Source organism: Arthrobacter sp. TMS2-4, from assembly GCF_054511075.1.
Map to the genome: position 1 here is coordinate 24,518 of NZ_JBTNDI010000006.1, position 15,709 is coordinate 40,226.

Consider the following 15,709-nt stretch of genomic DNA (forward strand, 5'->3'; position numbering starts at 1 on the left):
GACTCGATGAATGGACCCGGCTTCCCCGTACGCCCTTCCGTTCAGCCGCTACCGGGAGTTGCTGGACCAGGAGTACCGGAGGCTCGCCGCCCTCGTCCCCGCCACACTGGACCGGCCCGTGCCCGCCTGTCCGGGCTGGACGGGCGAGGACCTCGCACGGCACACCGCGATCGTCTTCCTCCACAAGGCGGAGACCATCCGGACCGGCGAACGCCCGAGCCACGGCTGGCCTCCCGTGAGCATCGGCAGCCTCCCTCCGCAGGCGCTCCTTGCCCACTCCTTCACCATGCTCACCGACGAGTTCGACCGGCACCGCCCCGAGGATCCGGCGGAGACATTCGTCCCCGGGGACCAGACCGTCGGCTTCTGGATCCGCAGGCTCACGCACGAGACCGCGATCCACCGCGTGGATCTCGAGGACACCGCGGGAAGCGACTCCACACGGATGGATCCGGACCTCACCGTGGACGGCATCGACGAAGTGCTGACGGTGATGCTCATCCGCAGCAGGGCCGACCGTACGGCAACCGGAGCGGTGGTCCGCCTCGAGGCGGCCGGGCACTCCTGGGACGTACGCCTCGACCAGGAGCAGGTCGGGATCACGCGCGACGCCACGGCGAACGGCCTCCCGGCCGCACAGGCGGACCCGGAGGAACTGCTGCTGTGGCTCTGGGGCCGCGCACCGCTGCCTTTCCCGCCGTCCGACGGCACCCGCGAGTTGCGCGCACGCCTCGCCCGCGCGCTCTAAACGGAATAACTCCTCCGGATCACCGGTTGGCACGGACAGGAAGCAACCGACTACGAGGAGCAGCAATGACCGCCAGCACCCAGATCCAGCTCGTCCGGCGCCCGGTCGGCGTACCGACCCCCGCGGATTTCTCCACCGTGACGGTGGACCTGCCCGGGCTGGGCGAGGACGAAGTACGCGTCCGTAACGAGTACGTCTCGGTGGATCCCTACATGCGCGGGAGGATGAACGACTCCAGGTCCTACGTCGCACCCTTCGGACTGGACGAGACCATGACCGGCGGAGCGGTGGGACGGGTGGTGGAATCAACGGCAGAGGCCCTGCCCGTCGGCACCGCCGTCCTGCACGGGTTCGGATGGCGCGATGTGGCCCAGGGCCAGGCCGCACACTTCTCGCCCCTGCCGGACACCGCGCTGCCGCTGTCCGTCTTCCTCGGCGCCGCGGGCATGACAGGCCTCACCGCCTATGCGGGACTCAAGCGGGTGGCCCGGCTGAAAGAGGGCGACGTCGTCTTCGTCTCCGGCGCGGCCGGCGCCGTCGGCTCCATCGCAGGCCAGATCGCCCGCAAGCTGGGCGCCTCGCGGGTGATCGGCTCGGCCGGCTCCGCGGAGAAGGTGGCCCTCCTCAGGGAGAAGTACGCCTACGACGACGCATTCAACTACAAGGACGCCCCCGTGCGCCGACAGCTCCGCGACCTCACCCCGGACGGGATCGACGTCTACTTCGACAACGTGGGCGGGGACCACCTCGAGGCCGCCATCGATCGCCTCAACACGGGAGGCCGTGCGGCCCTGTGCGGCGCGATCTCGCAGTACAACGACACGGCACGCACACCCGGCCCGGACAACCTGGGGAATCTGGTCACGCGCTCCCTCACACTGGAGGGCTTCATCGTCGGCCGGCACCAGGACCTGCAGGCCGAATTCGCAGAGCGGATGACGGGCTGGCTCGCCGATGGCAGCATCGTGTTCGACGAGACCGTCGTGGATGGTATCCAGAATGCCGCCGGCGCCTTCCTGGACATGATGAACGGCGCCAACACCGGCAAGATGCTCGTCCGCGTCTGACGCCCCAGCAGGACGTCGGGATCAGGCGTCGGCGGAGACGCGCAGGACGGTCTCGAGCCGCTTGCGCTGGTCCACGGGCAGGAGCGCGCGGTACTGGGGGAACTCGCGGAGGAACTCCCGCACCCGCGGGCAGTAGGGCACGACGGCGATGCGTCGCTGATGGGCGTTGAGAAGGACCCGGCGGATCAGGGCGGGCTCGATGTCGGCCGGGTCGAACTGCGGATCGACGACCGCCTGGATCAGCACGGCGTGCGAACCCTTCATCTCGTACTTGATGTGACCCACCATGGTGCCGTCGCTGAAGAGTTCGAAGCGCGAGAAGAGGGTGTTGTCGCGGAAGCCACCCCGCGCTTTCACGGGTTCGCTGCGCGTCTCGGCCTGCACCTCGCGCCGTTCGATCTCCTCCACCAGCAACTCGTAGTGGAGGACGGCCTCCATCACCGGGAAGTCGCGATCGAGCATCCGATAGGTCTGGTTGCAGAGAACCCTCAGCTGCCGGGTGGACACGGTGGAGAGGTCATCGGGAAATCTGCCGTCGTCCGTACGGGATGCAGGGGCTTGGGAGGCCGGGGAGACGACGGTCAGCCCGAACTGCTGGGAATCGCCATCCGGCGCAGTTCGGGTGCGGGAATCGGCGAAAGAGAAAGGTTCCATGGTCAGCTCCACGATGGTGGTTCAACGGCCCGCTGCTAGGCTCGCGACTCACTATACCGTGCCGACGCCCGATGCGGAATCATGTACCTGTCACATTACGGATTCGGGCGGCTCCCCTGGTGCATCCTCCCGACGGCGAGGCCGGCCCTACGGCCAGAGCATCTCCCGGCGCCAGCCCGCACCGAAGCGGCGGTACAGCAGACGCGTGTGGCGCCGCTCCTGGTCTGCCTGCCAGAACTCGACGGCGTCGGGCGCCACGGTGAAGACCGTCCAGGTGGGGGATGCGAGGCCGTCCGACGCCTCGATGCGGCGCACCTGCTCCGCCACCGCGGTGTCGACGTCGTCCCTGCTGCGCACCACCGCGCTCTGGCTCCCCGCCAGCACCAGGGCGCGGGCCACAGGGTGGCGGCGCTGGAAGTCGGCGTCGTTCTCCTGCGTGGTACCGGTCGAGACGGGACCGCGGATCCGCACCTGGCGGCCGGCCTCGGGCCAGAAGAAGGTCAGCGCAGCGGAGGGATTCCCTGCCAGCTGCCGGCCCTTGGGGCTGTCGCTGCTGGAGGCTACCTGCCATCCGTCGGAGGTGAGGTCCTTGAGGATCACCACGCGCGCGTCCGGCAGGCCGTCGTCGTCCACCGTCGCGAGGTTGACCGCGTGGGGAGCAGCGACGCCGTCCTCCACGGCCCGCCGCAGCCACTCGACGAACAGCTGGATCGGGGACTCGGGGGCCGCCGCCGGGTCGAAGGGCGGCATCTCGTCGGGGAACACCGGAACGCCGCGCACGATGTCGCGGATCATGCCTGGATCGCTCATGCGGCCAGCCTAGCCCCCGTGCCCGGAAGCCCCCGGGGTCGAGCACGCAAGTCGACGCCCGGTTCCCCTCCGGGATGCCCTTCCCCGGACCGCGGCATAGAGTCGGTGGATGCCGGCACACCAGGACAACCATGTAGGACAACGAGACCTCACCCGGTGGACGACACCGGTGGGACGCTTCCTCGTCCGGTGCGTCAGCCCCCTCGTCCGCTGGGCCGGTCCGCATGCGGCCCTGCTGCTCCTCATCGCGATCGGCGGCGGAGTAGCGGCGGCCCTCACTGCGGCCTCGGCCGAAGTCTATGAATCGGTCGTGGAGGCCGACGGCGTCGCCGCCCTCGACCAGCCGGCCCTCGACCTCGCGGTGTCGTGGCGCGAGGGCTGGCTCAACGCCTTCGTCACCGGCTACACGAACATCGGCGGACCCATCGGCATGCCCATCCTGGCCGCGGCGATCATGGTGCTGCTCGCGGTCCACCGCCGCTCCTGGACTCCCGTGATCCTGCTGCCGGCCGCGGCATTCGGCTCCCTGCTCATGACGGTCGCCGGCAAGGATGCGATCGGGCGCCTGCGTCCGCCCATGGACCTGGCGGTTCCGCCCTACGAGTCCTCGCCGTCGTTCCCCAGCGGGCATGCCCTCAACGCCATGGTGATCGCCGGCGTCGTGGCGTACCTGCTCGTCCTGCGGCAGGAACGCAAGCGCACCCGCGCACTGATCATCGCCCTCGCCGTCGTCTTCGCCGTGACCATGGGACTCAGCCGGGTCTACCTCGGCCACCACTGGCTCACGGACGTCCTGGTCGCCTGGACGCTCGGCGTCGCCTGGCTCGCCGTCGTCATCACAGCACACCGGCTCTACCTGACGTTCCGCCTGCACCGGACAGCCACGCGTGACGCCTCCGTCTGAGACTCCCGGGCCCGACGCCGTACCCCCGCCCGCCCTGCGTCCGCTCCGACGCGACGCCCGGCAGAACCGCGAGGTGGTCCTCGCCGCAGCCCGGCGCATGTTCGCCGCCCACGGCGTGGACTGCAGTTTCGAGGACATCGCCCGCGACGCCGGAGTGGGCGTGGGGACCGTGTACCGCCGGTTCCCCGACCGCCGTACCCTCATCGAGGCCATCCTGGAACAGCGCGTGACGGACGTCGACGCAACGGTGCACCGGGCTCTCGCACTCGGGGACGCCTGGGCTGCCGCGCAGCTGTTCATCGGCTCGACCGCCCGCATGCAGCTCGCCGACCGTGGGCTGCGGGACCTCCTGCACGAGGACGGCTTCGTGTCCGAGGGGCTCGCGATGCTGCGGCAGCGGATCGCACCGGCCGCGGAGGAGATCGCCGCGCGGCTGAGGCACGACGGCGCGCGGTCGGACCTGACCGGCGACGACGTGCTGGCGCTCATCCGCATGCTGGGCGCACTACCCCCGGGGACCGGCGCGGCCGCCTCCCCGGACCGCGACGCGGGGCTCGGGCGGTACCTCGGCCTCGTCCTGGACGGCCTCCGACGCCGCCCCGCCGCGGAGGCCGTCCAGCACTGACGTTTCAGCGATGGTCCGGCCCTCGGGCACGGCAGCGCGCGGACGCCGTGATGTCCGCGCCCGTATGAGGTGCGCCCGCGCGCCGGAGGCGGGATGATGGTCTTCCCGGGGTAGCGTCGCCGGGGACCCGCCGAGCCGATCAGGAGAATCACGATGTCCCAGGATCCCTATCCCAGCGAATCCCCCTCCCCCGGCCACAGGAATCCGTACGACGGCGGCGCCTACAGCAACGCAAGCAGTTACGGCGGTCCCGGCGGCTACCCGAACCAGCCCGGCAGCAGCCCCTACCAGCCCACCGGCAGTTATCCGTCAGGCCTCTACCAGTCCTCGTACCAGTCCATGGAGGGCGAGAAGGCGGCCCAGCTCTCCCTGATCCTCGGTCTTCTGGGGTTCTTCGTGGCGGGCATCATCCTCGGGCCGCTCGCCATCTGGCAGGCCCGGAAGGCGGAACGCCTCGGCGTGTCCGCGACCGCAGGAAAAGTGCTCGGCTGGATCGTCACGGCGCTCTACGCCCTCGCGACCCTCGCCGGCATCCTGTTCTTCGTCATCATCATCGTGGGATTCGGAGCCACGGCCGGTCTCAGCGGCTGACCGGCAGCCGAACGGCAGCTCAGGCCGGTCGCTGGTTCAGGGGCCGGTCCCCGTCAGAGCGTGGGGAACAGGTGGGTGGACTGTTCGCCGGCCTCGAACACGCGCGAGTGCGGCCCCGTCCCGACGATCAGCGGGTCGGGTGTCCCGACGACCTCGTGGTCCTTCTCGTCGTAGTCGAGGACGAACAGGATGTAGCGCATCGCTTCGATCCGGGCACGCTTCTTGTCGTTGCTCTTGATGACCGTCCACGGGGCGTCCGCGGTGTTCGTGTAGAAGAACATCGCCTCCTTGGCTGCCGTGTACTCGTCCCACTTGTCGAGGGACTGCAGGTCCATCGGGCTGAGTTTCCAGCGACGGACCGGGTCCGTGTGGCGCTTGGCGAAACGGCGCCGCTGTTCCGCCTGCGACACCGAGAACCAGAATTTGACGAGGTAGGTATCGCTGCGGACGAGCATGCGCTCGAATTCAGGCGCCTGCCGCATGAATTCGAGGTACTCCGTGGGCGAGCAGAAGCCCATCACGCGCTCCACCCCCGCCCGGTTGTACCAGGAACGGTCGAACAGCACGATCTCGCCGCCCGAGGGCAAGGTGGAGACGTAGCGCTGGAAGTACCACTGCGTCTTTTCCCTGTCCGTGGGCTTGTCCAGAGCGACGATCCTCGCTCCGCGGGGGTTGAGGTTCTCCATGAAGCGCTTGATGGTCCCGCCCTTGCCTGCGGCATCACGGCCCTCGAACACCACTGCGACCTTCGCCTCGTTCGCCTTGACCCATCCCTGCATCTTGAGCAGTTCGATCTGGAGTGCCCTCTTCGCCGTCTGGTACTCCTTCTCCGTCATCTTCGTCTCGTACGGGTAGTCCTCGCGCCACGTCGGCTGATCCGGGTGCGGCAGCAGCATCGGGGCGTCGCCCGTCGTGTGGGGGCTGGGGACGGAAATGGCTGCGGCTTCGCCGCCGGGCGTCGCGTCGGGGGCCCTGTCGAGCTCAGCGCTGTCGTGGACTGTGTTTCCTGAACTCATCGCTGGTCCTCCGGTTCGACCGTGCCGCGCGGATGCCTCATCCTCTCAAAGAAAACGCCGGGGATACATGGTGCCGGGGAATCCCCTGCACCCGGGGCGGGTTACAGCCGACAACCGGCCGCCGAACAAGGAGAAGTCATGGGCCACGCCCGAACGCCCGAGGAACGCTGGCACCACTTCAGGGAGGCCCGTGACGCGGCCCTCGCCCAGGAGCACGGCTGGTTGGCCCTGACGTCGTTCCAATGGCTCGGCGGGGAGCCCGCGCGGGTCGACCTCGTGCCCGGTCGTTGGTGTTCGACGGGCGAAGCCGCTCAGGTGACCGCGAGCGCGTCGGACGGACTGACCGACCTGACCGACCCGGCGGGCGGGCGGATCGTGGAGGGGACGATCACGGCGACCCTCGACGACGAGGAATCATTGCTGTGGGTGGCAAGCGGCGGGGAGGACGGACGCCGTGTCGCCGTCGAACTCGTGCGGCGCGCCGGCCGCTACGCCATCCGGACCAGGGATGCCTCCTCACCCACGCTCACCGGCTTCACCGGCGTGCCGACCTTCGACTACCGGCCTGATCTCGTGGTGGAAGGACGGTTCGAACCGCATGCACAGCTGCTGCGCGAGCCGATCGCCACCGCCCACCCGGACGTGCCGGGAATGCAGGAGACCGCGGGTGACGTGGTTTTCCGGCTTCCCGGCGACCGGCGCCTGTTCCGTCTCTCCGCCGCCCAGGACGACTCCGGAGCCCTCTCGGTCGCCTTCCATGACAGGACGAACGGCATCACCACCGCGGCCTGGCGCAAGGTGACGACACGCCGGCCCCGACCGGACGGGACGGTCGTCCTCGACTTCAACCGGGCGATCAACTATCCGAGCGCCTTCACGCCCTATGGGACGTGCCCCATGCCGGTCACAGCGAACGTCGTCGACGCCGCCATCGAGGCCGGCGAGAAGGAACCTGCGGGTGTTCCGGCGCAGTCTCGGTCGTCCGTGCCGGGGTAGATGCTCCGCGTCTCGGCGCGACGGGTCCGGTCCGTGACCCGGTCCGAGCGTCGAGCCCGTGCTGCTCGCCGCGACCGCGACCCACAGGAGTGCCGCGCCGACGAGCACGGTGCCCGCGATGACCAGGCCCACCAGGCGGTGGAGCCGGCCCTGGGAGGCGTACTCCGCCGACCCGTCCCCACGCGGGCGTGGATTCGCCGGAGCACAATGGTGGGATGACCGATCCGTTCGATGCCCTGATCCCGCGGCCGCGGCGGCAGCTCGCGCCCGGCGCGGTGCACATCCCCGACTGGCTCGACCCGGACCAGCAGCGTCGGCTGGTGGGGCTCTGCCGCACCTGGGCGAGCGCCCCCGTCCCTATGCGCGCGGTGACCATGCCGAACGGCGGCGTGATGTCCGTGAAGAGCGTCAGCCTTGGCTGGCACTGGCTGCCGTACCGGTACAGCCGCACGGCCGACGACGTCGGGGGCGCCGCCGTCGCGCCGTTCCCGGAGGTGCTGCGCACGCTGGGGCGCGACGCCGTGACGGCCGCCTGCGGGGACGACGCCGGCTCTTCCTACGAGCCCGACGCCGCCCTCGTGAACTACTACGACGAGGCGGCCCGGATGGGCATGCACCAGGACCGCGAGGAACGGATGAACGCGCCGGTCGTCTCCCTCAGCCTCGGTGCAGCGTGCGTGTTCCGCTTCGGGAACACGGAGAACCGGAAGCGCCCCTGGGAGGACGTGCAGCTCGCGTCCGGCGATCTGTTCGTCTTCGGCGGACCTTCGCGCCTCGCCTACCACGGTGTCCTGCGGGTCCTGCCCGGGACGGCGCCGGCCGGTATCGGCTTCGAGGGGCGGCTGAATATCACCCTGCGGCAGACGGGTCTGGGCTAGCGCTGTCGGTCGGCAAGGATGATCCCGCGGGCATACGCGGCCTGGCCGGCGTGCTGCACGGCGTCGTCGAGCACGCTCACGAGCCGGACCAGCAGGGTGACCGGCGGATCCCACCGCTCGTCGACCACCTGGTGCAGGTCCTGCTCGTCGAGGTCCGCCACGAGACTCCCCGCAAGCCGGTGGACCGCGTCGAAGTAATCGAGCAGCTGCTGCGCGGACGTCACGCGTACGGCGTCGACCTGGTCCCGTGAGTGCCCGTACCCTGTGTCCCCGTGATCGAGCGGAAGATCCCAGCGGTCGGCGAACCCGTCGGCCAGCCAGACCTGCTCGTGACCGAAGGCCTCGGCGAGGTGGTTGTCCTCCACCCGGGTGAGGTGCCAGATCAGCCAGGCGATCGGGTTCGCGGATCCGCCCGGGCGGACGGATAGCTGGTCGGCATCGAGGCCGCGCACGGCGCCGCGGACGAGGTCGGGCAGCCGGCCGAAGGCTTCGGTGAGGACCTCGACGGACGTCACCGGCGATCCCGTCCTGCGGCGCGGGCGGTCCCGCAGGGGCGGATACGGCGACGCAACCCGCCCGGCACGAGCGGAAGGAGCACGGCAGTGTCGCGGCGCCCCGACCGTAGGTCCTCCGTCTCCGACCGCACCGCGAGAGCTTCCCGCCGCTCGAGTTCCTCGACGACGGCATGGTAGCGCGCACGGCTCTCGGCGGAGGGGCGGTCCTCGTCGAGCAGCTGGTAGGTGCGGTTGCAGACGATCCTCAGCCGGCGGGTCGACACCTGCCCGAAGTCCTCCGGGACGTCGTCCTGGTGGATTCCGGTGTCCGCATCGGGCAGGAGTCCAGGGAGGAGGGCGCGTCGACTCCGCCGGAGGAAGACCGCCCCGTTCAATCGCGCGGTGGGGTGTTCGAGGATGTGAGGAAGATGTTCCATGGCCTGCTCCACGTCGGAGGGTCAAGGGCCCGCTGCTCGACCAGTCCCTGCAGTCTAGGTGTCCGGCATCCTGATGGAAAGCGTCGCGTTCCGGAGGGAATTCCTTGCGTTATGGGGCACGCCCGCCTCCCGGTAGAAGCTCTCGATATGGTCGTGGACCAGGTCGGCCGCAGCCCTGCCTCCACCCGCCAGCACCGCCTCCAGGATGGCCCGGTGCTCCCTCCGGAGACGGTCGGAGGTGGCGCTCCAGTCCGGGAGACCGGCGGTGAGCCGCTGCGTGTACGCGGCGATCGATCCGCGGAGCGATCCCATCATGGCGCCGATCAGCACGTTGCCGGCCGCCTCCGCGAGGGCCACGTGGAAGAGGGCATCGCGCTCCAGGAAGGCGTCCGGGCCGTCGTCGTGCCGGTCCATCTCGTCGAGGAGGCGGGCAGCGCGCGCCAGGGCGGGCGAGTCCGGGGAAGCGTGGGATACCGCCCACGCCTCGAGCAGCAGGCGCGTCTCGACGACGTCCTCGACGGGCAGGTGTGTGCTCGCAACATGGAGCCGCAGCGCGGAGTCCAGGGCCAGTGCGGGATTGCCCGTGATCACCGTCCCCGCCTGCGGCCCGGAACCCACACCGGCGCGGACGACACCGAGTGCCTCGAGGACGCGGGTCCCCTCGCGGACGGAGGCGCGGGAGACGCCGAGCTGCTCCGCCATCGCGCGCTCCCCGGGCAGGCGGGAACCGATGGCCAGTCGGCCGGCGGCGAGTTCCTGCTCGAGCCACGCCGAGACCACCTGGTGATTGCGCATGCCGCCAGCATAGCTTGTGTGGTCTGACCACAGCCCGTAGGATCTGTGGATCGACCTGATCCGGTGCCGCCGATACCCGGATGGGCCGCGGCCCGACGACGAGCAGAGGCAGACCATGCAGACACCCGCGAGCGCGTCCATTCCTCCTGCCCTGAGGCGCCGGATCCCCCGGGTGGCGGACCTGGCGCCACTCATGCAGTTCAAGAGGCCCGACGTCGGTGCGTCCGCACGCCTGCAACGGGCCAACACGATCTGGGATCTTCGTGATCTGGCCAAGCGGCGCACGCCGACCGCACCTTTCGACTACACGGACGGGGCGGCGGAGGCCGAGATCTCCCTGGGCCGTGCACGCCAGGCGTTCCTCGACGTCGAGTTCCGGCCGGGCATCCTGCGGAACGTGGAGACGGTCAGCACGGTCACCAGGATCCTCGGAAGGGACTCCGCCCTGCCCTTCGGCATCGCCCCGACGGGCTTCACCCGCATGATGCAGTCCGAGGGCGAGTACGCCGGTTCCCGGGCGGCCGAGGCGGCCGGGATCCCCTACACGCTCTCGACCATGGGCACGGCGTCCATCGAGGACGTGGCGCAGGCGGCGCCTGACGGACGCAACTGGTTCCAGCTGTACCTGTGGACGGACCGCGACCGCTCCATGGAACTCATCGCCCGGGCCGCCGCCGCGGGTAACGACACCCTCATGGTCACGGTGGACACCGCCGTCGCCGGAGCCCGTCTCCGGGACGTCCGGAACGGGATGACCATCCCGCCGGCGCTGACGCTGAAGACCGTCGTGGACGCCTCGTACCGGCCGGCCTGGTGGTTCAACTTCCTCACCCACGAACCGCTGTCCTTCGCCTCCCTCTCCCGCTACTCCGGAACGGTGGCGGACCTCATCAACTCGATGTTCGACCCCACCCTCACGTTCGAGGATCTCGACTGGCTGCGCAGCGTATGGAAGGGCAACCTCGTGGTGAAGGGCATCCAGACGCTCGAGGACGCCAAGAAGGCGGTGGACCACGGCGCCGACGGCATCATCCTGTCCAATCACGGCGGACGCCAGCTCGACCGCGCGCCCGTCCCGCTGCACCTGCTGCCGCGCGTCGCAGCCGAGCTGAAGGGCAGGACGGCGATCATCCTCGACACGGGCATCATGAGCGGCGGGGACATCGTCGCCGCACTGGCGCTCGGTGCTGATTTCACCCTGATCGGCCGGGCGTACCTGTACGGGCTGATGGCCGGCGGTCGCAAGGGCGTCGACCGCAGCATCGAGATCCTCGGCACCCAGACGGCACGCACCATGCAACTCCTGGGCGTGAATCGGATCGAGGACCTCAGCCCCGACCACGTCCGGCTGCTCGGCGAATCGTCCGCGCGGTCCGATCTGCCGAGCGCCGTCATGACCCGGTAGCGGATATCGATTCGGTCTCGATTCCCTGGAGAGCCTTGATGCCGGTCTAGTCTGTCCTCCAGTGGTCCTGCCCGGGGCAGGACCCGAGGGATCGGCCAGGAGACGAACATGGCGCGTAATCGGGTGCACCATCCGTTGCAGTACCGGCGCGCGCGGACCGTGCTCTACGGAATCGGCCTCTTCTGGCTGTGGCTGTGGCTCGGCAGCGGGGCCCTGATCGACGGGCTCCACGGCTCCCCGGTCCACGCGGCCCTTGCGGTGTACGCGCTCGCCGTCGTCATCATCGTGTCGATCCCCGCCGCGCTGCTCGCGGTGGCCCGGATGCTCCTCACCCACCCCCGCCGGGGCGCCGTCGTCGTCGCGCTGCCCACCCGGCAGGCTGCGGAGGGCACCCACTGGTGGTACGGCGAGAAGGCATCCTGAGGGCTGCCGGTTGATCACAAGACGTCGCCCTCGCAGGGGAGACGGGACCGTCCCGAGGAAGTCCTAGCCTTCGCAGTCGGTGCAGTACTTCTGCCCGCCCCTCTCGAGCGCGATCTGGGTGCGGTGCCGGACCAGGAAGCAGGACGCGCACGTGAACTCGTCCTCCTGCGGCGGGATCACCTGGATGAGGAGCTCCTCGCCGGAGAGATCGGCACCTGGCAGGTCGATGCCCTCCGCGGTGTCCCCGTCCTCGACGTCGACCGACGACGACTGGGCGGTGCTGCCGCGATTCGCCTGCAGGGCCTCGAGGGATTCCGCTTCCTTGTCCTCGTCGTTGTTGCGCGGTGCGTCGTAGTCCGTTGCCATGCCTGTGCCGTTCTTCGTGGGGATCCTGCACCCGGTAGGGCGCGTGCAGCACCTGATTGTAGTCGCAGGCAGCAGCACAGGTGCGGCTTCCTGCGTCCGCGGTGACGCCTGTCATACCACCCGGGTGACCGCTCGCGCCCGACCGGAAACGGGTGGACGCCTCCCGGGTCCGCTGGCACGCTGGACCTCGGCTCAGCCCACCGACGACAGGGAACATCATCGCTTCATCCACGCGACCTCCCGCTCCCGCCCCACGGGCGGGCGCGGGCCACCTCCGGCGCCGGAACGTCCTGGTGGGGATCCTGTTCGGCTGCGGCGTCATCGCCTTCATCGACGAGGCCGTATTCCACCAGCTGCTCCACTGGCACCACTTCTACGACCGGTCGACGCCCGGCGCGGGCCTCGTCTCGGACGGCCTCTTCCACGCCTTCAGCTGGTTCGCGACCGTGGCGTCCCTCTTCCTGTTCGCCGACCTCCGACGCCGCGACGCCCTCGACACCCGCCGCTGGGCGGGGGGAACCCTCGTGGGGATCGGCGCCTTCCAGTTGTACGACGGCGTGATGCACCACAAGATCCTGGATCTGCACCAGATCCGCTACGGCGTCGACCTCCTGCCCTACGACCTGCTGTGGAACGGCGCCGCCGCGGTGTTCCTGGTCGCCGGACTCCTGGTACTCCGGACGGCCGGTCGCAGGGACGACTCCGCGGATCGTGCCTGAGGACCCGCACCACCCCGGCCCGGTGTCCGGCGTCGGCGATGTATCCGTCTTCGCTCTCGACACCGCCGCCGTCGTCGTCTGGCTCGGCCTCGCAGGGCTGTATCTCGCCGCCGGGCGTGCCGCGGCCCTGCGCGGACGCGACGTGCGTCCCCTGCGGTACTCGATCGCCTGGCTGTCCGGGACGGCGCTCGGGCTCGCCGTGACTGCCGGTCCCCTCGCACGCGCGGCTTCCGCGAGCTTCACCGGCCACATGGCCGTCCATCTGGTCCTGGGCATGGTGGTCCCGCTGCTGCTCGTCCTCGGCGCTCCCGCCACTGTCTTCCTGCGCGCGGTACCTCCTCGGGTGGGGCGCGCGTACAGCAGGATCGTCCGCACCCCGGCGCTGCGGATGCTCGTCCATCCCGTTCCGGCGATGCTCCTCGCCACAGTGCCCATGATCCTCCTGTACCGGGACGGCGCGGGGGCGGCCCTACTGCACCACGCCGTCCTCGGACCGCTCCTCCATGTCCACTTCGTGATGTCCGGCACCCTCTTCGCCTATGCCGTTGTCGGAATAGATCCGCATCCTCACCGAGCCCCCCTGTGGATCAGGGCGGGCGTCATCGTGGCTGCCATCGCCGTGCACGGGATCGTCGCTAAGACCCTGTACGCAGCGGCGGGCCGTACCGGCCTGCCGGCCGATACCGAGCAGGCGGCCCAGCTCATGTACTACGGGGGAGATGCGGCGCACGTCCTCCTGCTCGCCCTCTTCTGCGCGCAGGTCTACCGCGAGTCCGGACGCCGGCACCGCCGGGCCGCGCTGGAGGCGAACCCGGAAAGGAGGAATGACGCGCGAAATGGACACCGGTAGCTCGGCCCGCATATAACTAGTTTGTCGAACTAGTTGACAGTATGGTTCGTTCTCCTGAGTCGAAAGGTCGGACAGTGACGCAGACCATCGGTGACGCGCCGGGCAACGACGAGTCGGTCGTCGACGCCCCACAACACTGCGGGGATCCCATGACCCTCCGTGAGACCTCCTACCGTGGATTCTCCTACGGCATGATTGCGCAGGCACCCGCCGGGCCCGACGTCGAACTCGTCTGGGCGTGCGCCTGCGGCTTCCAGCTCTCACCCGAAGAACCCGCCGAGCTCGCCCACCCCCTGCCCCCCGCCCTGCACCGGGTCGCCGCCGCCGCCGCCGACCTCGAGTCCCTGGAGTGGCACCTCGACCAGCTCACCGAGGATCTCGAGGCCGCCGTCGTCAGGGCCGCGAACGCGGGCAACCCGATCACCGTCGTCGCCGACGCGGCACATCTCGATCCCCGAGATGTCCGAGAGCTCGCCGCGGGCGACCGCCCGCTCGTCGACGTAGGCTAGAGAGCGCCCCCGGCCGCAGCCGGGGCGCCGCCCGGTCAGGGTGTGCGAGATCAGACGGGAAAGCGGTGCCATGAACGAGCCCGAGTGGGTCCAGCACGCGATCTGGTGGCAGGTCTATCCCCTGGGGTTCGTGGGCGCCGAGAAATCCGCCACCCTGCACCCCGCTGCACGCCACCGCCTGCTGGATTTGATCCCCTGGTTCGACTACGCCGTCGAGCTCGGCGCGTCGGGGCTCGCGCTCGGTCCCGTCTTCTCCTCCGAAACGCACGGCTACGACACCACCGACTACTTCGCGATCGATCCGCGGTTGGGCACGCTCGAGGACTTCGACACCCTGGTGTCCGAGGCGAAGAAGCGTGGACTGCGCATCCTCCTCGACGGCGTCTTCAACCACACGGGCCGCTCCTTCCCGCCGTTCCACCAGGTCCTCGCCGAGGGACCGGACGCCCCGACCGCCGCGTGGTTCGCCCTCGAGTGGCCCGAGGGCGCCGCGCCCGGTACCGAACCCGGATACCGCGATTTCGAGGGCCACCACCACCTCGTGGCGCTGAACCACGAGGAGCCGGCCGTCGCGGACTTCGTCGTCGAGGTCATGGAGTACTGGCTCGGGCGCGGCGCGGACGGCTGGCGGCTCGATGCCGCCTACGCCGTGCCGTCGTCGTTCTGGGCCGACGTCACGCGGCGCGTGCGCTCGTCGCACCCGCACGCGTACTTCGTCGGTGAGTACATCCACGGGGACTATGCGGCGGCGGTCCAGGCGGGCGGCATCGATTCCACCACGCAGTACGAGCTGTGGAAGGCCGTCTGGAGCGCCCTGAACGACGCGAACTTCTACGAGCTCGCCGCGGCCCTCGAACGCCACGACCGGCTCCTCGCCGACTTCGCGCCGCTGACCTTCATCGGGAACCACGACGTCACCCGCATCGCGAGCAAGCTCGAGGACCCGTCCCTCGTGCAGCACGCCGTCGTCATCCTGTTCACGGTCGGCGGGACGCCGTCCGTGTACTACGGGGACGAGCAGGGCTACCGCGGCATCAAGGCTGACCGCGCCGGGGGCGACGACGACGTCCGCCCGCTCTTCCCGCCCTCCCCGCACGACCTCTCCCCGATCGGTGGACCCGTCTTCGCCCTGCACCAGGAACTCATCGGGGTGCGCCGCCGGCACGCATGGCTGCACCGGGCGACGACCCACGTGCTCCACCTCTCCAACGAGGTGCTCGCCTACCGTGTCGCGCACGGCCCGGAGGCGCTCGTCGTGCTGCTGAACCTCTCACACGAGGACCAGCGGGTCGGTGTCGAGGGGGTCCGGACCGTCCTCGCCGGGCAGGCAGCGGTCGACGGCGGCGCGGCGACGGCGCTCGTACCGGCACGCGGCTGGGCCGTCCTCGGCTGACGTGCCTCCGACGTGGATAATGGACTCAC

General features: G+C 69.9%; 20 protein-coding genes. 13 read left to right on the forward strand and 7 right to left on the reverse strand.

Annotated elements, in window-relative coordinates:
- The first annotated feature begins 10 nt into the window (after positions 1-10).
- Positions 11-748: a maleylpyruvate isomerase family mycothiol-dependent enzyme gene (locus ACX80F_RS09490; protein WP_459336138.1), complete on the forward strand. Its 738-nt coding sequence runs from the start codon at positions 11-13 to the stop codon at positions 746-748.
- A 65-nt stretch (positions 749-813) separates the two neighbouring features.
- Complete coding sequence (locus ACX80F_RS09495) at positions 814-1,815, forward strand: NADP-dependent oxidoreductase (RefSeq protein WP_459336139.1); 1,002 nt, start codon at positions 814-816, stop codon at positions 1,813-1,815.
- Between the two features lie 21 nt (positions 1,816-1,836).
- On the opposite strand, the gene ACX80F_RS09500 is transcribed toward ACX80F_RS09495, so the two are convergent.
- Both ACX80F_RS09500 and ACX80F_RS09505 read right to left on the reverse strand, forming a co-directional pair.
- Positions 1,837-2,469: a GNAT family N-acetyltransferase gene (locus ACX80F_RS09500; RefSeq protein ID WP_459336140.1), complete on the reverse strand. Its 633-nt coding sequence runs from the start codon at positions 2,467-2,469 to the stop codon at positions 1,837-1,839.
- Positions 2,470-2,616: 147 nt separating this feature from the next.
- The gene (locus ACX80F_RS09505) at positions 2,617-3,279 is read right to left on the reverse strand and encodes a pyridoxine/pyridoxamine 5'-phosphate oxidase (RefSeq protein ID WP_459336141.1); all 663 of its coding nucleotides are present in this window, start codon (positions 3,277-3,279) and stop codon (positions 2,617-2,619) included.
- Between the two features lie 109 nt (positions 3,280-3,388).
- On the opposite strand from ACX80F_RS09505, the gene ACX80F_RS09510 reads away from it, so the two are divergent.
- The 3 genes from ACX80F_RS09510 (at position 3,389) to ACX80F_RS09520 (ending at position 5,399) form a co-directional block, all read left to right on the forward strand.
- Complete coding sequence (locus ACX80F_RS09510) at positions 3,389-4,183, forward strand: phosphatase PAP2 family protein (RefSeq protein WP_459336142.1); 795 nt, start codon at positions 3,389-3,391, stop codon at positions 4,181-4,183.
- Positions 4,167-4,808, forward strand: a complete 642-nt coding sequence (locus tag ACX80F_RS09515) for a TetR/AcrR family transcriptional regulator (protein ID WP_459336143.1) — start codon at positions 4,167-4,169, stop codon at positions 4,806-4,808. Before ACX80F_RS09510 ends, ACX80F_RS09515 begins: the two co-directional genes overlap by 17 nt.
- 153 nt (positions 4,809-4,961) lie before the next feature.
- On the forward strand, positions 4,962-5,399 hold the full coding sequence (locus tag ACX80F_RS09520; protein ID WP_459336144.1) for a DUF4190 domain-containing protein: 438 nt from the start codon (positions 4,962-4,964) through the stop codon (positions 5,397-5,399).
- Between the two features lie 53 nt (positions 5,400-5,452).
- Here ACX80F_RS09520 and ppk2 read toward each other — a convergent pair whose 3' ends face one another.
- Positions 5,453-6,415 (reverse strand): polyphosphate kinase 2, encoded by a 963-nt coding sequence (ppk2, locus tag ACX80F_RS09525; protein ID WP_459336145.1) that lies wholly within the window; start codon positions 6,413-6,415, stop codon positions 5,453-5,455.
- Between the two features lie 138 nt (positions 6,416-6,553).
- On the opposite strand from ppk2, the gene ACX80F_RS09530 reads away from it, so the two are divergent.
- Both ACX80F_RS09530 and ACX80F_RS09535 read left to right on the forward strand, forming a co-directional pair.
- Positions 6,554-7,411: a DUF1684 domain-containing protein gene (locus tag ACX80F_RS09530; protein WP_459336146.1), complete on the forward strand. Its 858-nt coding sequence runs from the start codon at positions 6,554-6,556 to the stop codon at positions 7,409-7,411.
- Positions 7,412-7,626: 215 nt separating this feature from the next.
- Positions 7,627-8,289: an alpha-ketoglutarate-dependent dioxygenase AlkB family protein gene (locus tag ACX80F_RS09535; RefSeq protein WP_459336147.1), complete on the forward strand. Its 663-nt coding sequence runs from the start codon at positions 7,627-7,629 to the stop codon at positions 8,287-8,289.
- On the opposite strand, the gene ACX80F_RS09540 is transcribed toward ACX80F_RS09535, so the two are convergent.
- From ACX80F_RS09540 to ACX80F_RS09550, 3 genes are read right to left on the reverse strand one after another with little or no spacing between them, the layout of a single operon-like run.
- A complete protein-coding gene (locus tag ACX80F_RS09540) occupies positions 8,286-8,804 on the reverse strand; it encodes a mycothiol transferase (protein ID WP_459336148.1) in 519 nt (172 codons plus the stop codon). The two genes, ACX80F_RS09535 and ACX80F_RS09540, sit on opposite strands and share 4 nt — an antisense overlap.
- Positions 8,801-9,220, reverse strand: a complete 420-nt coding sequence (locus ACX80F_RS09545; protein WP_459336149.1) for a hypothetical protein — start codon at positions 9,218-9,220, stop codon at positions 8,801-8,803. The genes ACX80F_RS09540 and ACX80F_RS09545 overlap by 4 nt, the downstream gene beginning before the upstream one ends.
- 54 nt (positions 9,221-9,274) lie before the next feature.
- On the reverse strand, positions 9,275-10,015 hold the full coding sequence (locus ACX80F_RS09550) for a FadR/GntR family transcriptional regulator (RefSeq protein ID WP_459336150.1): 741 nt from the start codon (positions 10,013-10,015) through the stop codon (positions 9,275-9,277).
- Positions 10,016-10,130: 115 nt separating this feature from the next.
- Here ACX80F_RS09550 and ACX80F_RS09555 point away from each other — a divergent pair, with 115 nt between their 5' ends.
- Together ACX80F_RS09555 and ACX80F_RS09560 are read left to right on the forward strand one after the other, a co-directional pair.
- Entirely contained in the window at positions 10,131-11,420 is a 1,290-nt protein-coding gene (locus ACX80F_RS09555; protein ID WP_459336151.1) for an alpha-hydroxy acid oxidase, read from the forward strand.
- A 108-nt stretch (positions 11,421-11,528) separates the two neighbouring features.
- Positions 11,529-11,843 (forward strand): hypothetical protein, encoded by a 315-nt coding sequence (locus tag ACX80F_RS09560; protein ID WP_459336152.1) that lies wholly within the window; start codon positions 11,529-11,531, stop codon positions 11,841-11,843.
- Between the two features lie 63 nt (positions 11,844-11,906).
- Here the strand turns inward: ACX80F_RS09560 and ACX80F_RS09565 are convergent, their stop codons facing one another.
- On the reverse strand, positions 11,907-12,209 hold the full coding sequence (locus ACX80F_RS09565; RefSeq protein ID WP_459336153.1) for a DUF4193 domain-containing protein: 303 nt from the start codon (positions 12,207-12,209) through the stop codon (positions 11,907-11,909).
- 293 nt (positions 12,210-12,502) lie between these two features.
- On the opposite strand from ACX80F_RS09565, the gene ACX80F_RS09570 reads away from it, so the two are divergent.
- The 4 genes from ACX80F_RS09570 (at position 12,503) to ACX80F_RS09585 (ending at position 15,680) form a co-directional block, all read left to right on the forward strand.
- Positions 12,503-12,928, forward strand: a complete 426-nt coding sequence (locus ACX80F_RS09570; RefSeq protein ID WP_459336154.1) for a DUF2243 domain-containing protein — start codon at positions 12,503-12,505, stop codon at positions 12,926-12,928.
- Positions 12,921-13,778: a cytochrome c oxidase assembly protein gene (locus tag ACX80F_RS09575; RefSeq protein ID WP_459336155.1), complete on the forward strand. Its 858-nt coding sequence runs from the start codon at positions 12,921-12,923 to the stop codon at positions 13,776-13,778. The genes ACX80F_RS09570 and ACX80F_RS09575 overlap by 8 nt, the downstream gene beginning before the upstream one ends.
- 74 nt (positions 13,779-13,852) lie before the next feature.
- Positions 13,853-14,287, forward strand: a complete 435-nt coding sequence (locus ACX80F_RS09580; RefSeq protein ID WP_459336156.1) for a type 2 periplasmic-binding domain-containing protein — start codon at positions 13,853-13,855, stop codon at positions 14,285-14,287.
- Between the two features lie 70 nt (positions 14,288-14,357).
- A complete protein-coding gene (locus tag ACX80F_RS09585) occupies positions 14,358-15,680 on the forward strand; it encodes an alpha-amylase family glycosyl hydrolase (protein ID WP_459336157.1) in 1,323 nt (440 codons plus the stop codon).
- Positions 15,681-15,709: the final 29 nt, after the last annotated feature.

What these genes read in the sequence shown, in the direction of transcription:
- ACX80F_RS09520 (WP_459336144.1), top strand. Translation starts at nt 4,962, where the DNA reads ATGTCCCAGGATCCCTATCCCAGCGAATCCCCCTCCCCCGGCCACAGG.
- ACX80F_RS09490 (WP_459336138.1), top strand. Translation starts at nt 11, where the DNA reads ATGGACCCGGCTTCCCCGTACGCCCTTCCGTTCAGCCGCTACCGGGAG.
- ACX80F_RS09585 (WP_459336157.1), top strand. Translation starts at nt 14,358, where the DNA reads ATGAACGAGCCCGAGTGGGTCCAGCACGCGATCTGGTGGCAGGTCTAT.
- ACX80F_RS09505 (WP_459336141.1), bottom strand. Translation starts at nt 3,279, where the DNA reads ATGAGCGATCCAGGCATGATCCGCGACATCGTGCGCGGCGTTCCGGTG.
- ACX80F_RS09500 (WP_459336140.1), bottom strand. Translation starts at nt 2,469, where the DNA reads ATGGAACCTTTCTCTTTCGCCGATTCCCGCACCCGAACTGCGCCGGAT.
- ACX80F_RS09550 (WP_459336150.1), bottom strand. Translation starts at nt 10,015, where the DNA reads ATGCGCAATCACCAGGTGGTCTCGGCGTGGCTCGAGCAGGAACTCGCC.
- ACX80F_RS09545 (WP_459336149.1), bottom strand. Translation starts at nt 9,220, where the DNA reads ATGGAACATCTTCCTCACATCCTCGAACACCCCACCGCGCGATTGAAC.
- ACX80F_RS09555 (WP_459336151.1), top strand. Translation starts at nt 10,131, where the DNA reads ATGCAGACACCCGCGAGCGCGTCCATTCCTCCTGCCCTGAGGCGCCGG.
- ppk2 (WP_459336145.1), bottom strand. Translation starts at nt 6,415, where the DNA reads ATGAGTTCAGGAAACACAGTCCACGACAGCGCTGAGCTCGACAGGGCC.
- ACX80F_RS09565 (WP_459336153.1), bottom strand. Translation starts at nt 12,209, where the DNA reads ATGGCAACGGACTACGACGCACCGCGCAACAACGACGAGGACAAGGAA.
- ACX80F_RS09495 (WP_459336139.1), top strand. Translation starts at nt 814, where the DNA reads ATGACCGCCAGCACCCAGATCCAGCTCGTCCGGCGCCCGGTCGGCGTA.
- ACX80F_RS09530 (WP_459336146.1), top strand. Translation starts at nt 6,554, where the DNA reads ATGGGCCACGCCCGAACGCCCGAGGAACGCTGGCACCACTTCAGGGAG.
- ACX80F_RS09510 (WP_459336142.1), top strand. Translation starts at nt 3,389, where the DNA reads ATGCCGGCACACCAGGACAACCATGTAGGACAACGAGACCTCACCCGG.
- ACX80F_RS09560 (WP_459336152.1), top strand. Translation starts at nt 11,529, where the DNA reads ATGGCGCGTAATCGGGTGCACCATCCGTTGCAGTACCGGCGCGCGCGG.
- ACX80F_RS09535 (WP_459336147.1), top strand. Translation starts at nt 7,627, where the DNA reads ATGACCGATCCGTTCGATGCCCTGATCCCGCGGCCGCGGCGGCAGCTC.